A 1,631-nucleotide genomic window follows, 5' to 3' on the forward strand; every position below is an offset into this window, starting at 1 on the left:
ATGTGGGAGCTGGCTTGCCTGCGATAGCGGTGCATCAGTCACTGATGAGTTGTCGGGCTGGCCGCCATCGCAGGCAAGCCAGCTCCCACATTTTGATCCCCATTTAGTCAGGGACATCAGTGTTTATTTCTTGGCGATAATCACCGCCCGCATCGGCGCCGGCAGCCCTTCGATGGTCTTGCTGTGATCATCCGGGTCCAGGAAATCACTCAGCGACTGATACTTCATCCACTCGGTACCGCGTTGTTCTTCAACCGTGGTCACGCTCACATCCACACAACGCACTTCACTGAAACCCGCGCGGCGCAGCCACAGCATCAGTGCCGGCACCGACGGCAGGAACCACACGTTGCGCATCTGTGCGTAGCGGTCTTCCGGCACCAGCACTTGCTGCTGATCGCCGTCCACTACCAGGGTTTCCAGCACCAACTCGCCACCTTTGACCAGTGTGTCCTTGAGTGCCAGCAGATGCTCGATTGGCGAGCGGCGGTGATAGAACACGCCCATGGAAAACACCGTATCGAAGCCTTCCAGGTTCGACGGCAGGTCCTCAAACGGGAACGGCAAGTGCCAGGCCCTCGGCTCGGACAAGTAGCGCTGCACCGCCTGGAACTGGCAGAAAAACAGCCAGTTCGGGTCTACGCCAATCACGCTGTCGGCGCCCGCGCCGAGCATGCGCCACATGTAATACCCGTTGCCGCAGCCCACATCGAGGATGCGCTTGCCCTTCAAATCCAGGTGCGGCGCCACCCGCGACCATTTCCAGTCCGAACGCCATTCGGTGTCCACGTGCACGCCGAACAGGTTGAACGGGCCTTTGCGCCACGGGCTCAGGCCCATCAGGGCGGTGTGCATTTGTGCGCGGGTAGCCTCGTCGCAATCGGTATCAAGCGTCAGGCCATTGAGCAAATCGACTTCTCTGGGCTGGATCTGCGGCAGTGCGTCCAGCGCACTTTGCCAGCGCTCCAGGTCGCCATGGCCCTTTTCCATTTTGCTGTCGAGCTGCGCTTGCAGGCCCTGGGCCCATACGGCCAGAGGAGTACCGACCAAGTGGCGGGCGAGGGGGGACAAATCAATCATGGCAAGGCAATCAACGAGGCAAAGTTAAGACACTGGAACCACGGCACGACTTTCGAGAACCCGGCCGCCAGCAGGCGTTCGCGGTGTTCTTCGAGGCTGTCGGGCTTCATGACGTTTTCGATGGCGCTGCGCTTCTGGGCAATTTCCAGTTCGCTGTAGCCGTTGGCGCGTTTGAACGCGATATGCAGGTCGGTGAGCAATGCGTGTTCTTCGGGATCGTTGAAACGCAGCTTTTCCGAAAGGATCAACGCCCCGCCTGGCAGCAGCGACTGGCGGATACGCCCGAGCAAGGCCAGGCGTTGGTCAGGCGCGATAAATTGCAGGGTGAAGTTCAACGCCACCACCGAAGCAGGCTTAAATTGCAGCGCGAGAATGTCGCCCTCAATCACCTCAACCGGCAGCAACTCCTGGAACATCGAGTCCTGACCGTTGAGGTATTCGCGGCAGCGCTCGACCATGGCGGCGGAGTTATCCACTGCAATCACCCGGCAGCCGTCGGTGCGCACGTGGCGACGCAAGGCTTGGGTCACGGCGCCAAGGGACGAACCGAG

Annotated in this window: 2 protein-coding genes; both read right to left on the reverse strand. The window is 60.4% G+C overall.

The window, feature by feature from the left end:
- Positions 1-123: 123 nt before the first annotated feature.
- Positions 124-1,080 carry a tRNA 5-methoxyuridine(34)/uridine 5-oxyacetic acid(34) synthase CmoB gene (gene cmoB, locus FEM54_RS32185; RefSeq protein ID WP_138454237.1) on the reverse strand — a complete coding sequence of 319 codons (957 nt, stop codon included), beginning with the start codon at positions 1,078-1,080 and terminating at the stop codon, positions 124-126.
- Positions 1,077-1,631, reverse strand: a 555-nt coding sequence (gene cmoA, locus FEM54_RS32190; RefSeq protein WP_138454238.1) for a carboxy-S-adenosyl-L-methionine synthase CmoA, incomplete at its 5' end; no start/stop codon positions are given. The genes cmoA and cmoB, both read right to left, overlap by 4 nt.

It is taken from the genome of Pseudomonas edaphica (genome assembly GCF_005863185.1).
GTDB classification, from domain to species: Bacteria; Pseudomonadota; Gammaproteobacteria; order Pseudomonadales; family Pseudomonadaceae; genus Aquipseudomonas; species Aquipseudomonas edaphica.

Bases quoted from the DNA above. Each gene is read 5' to 3' on its own strand.
- cmoB (WP_138454237.1), bottom strand. From the start codon at position 1,080: ATGATTGATTTGTCCCCCCTCGCCCGCCACTTGGTCGGTACTCCTCTG.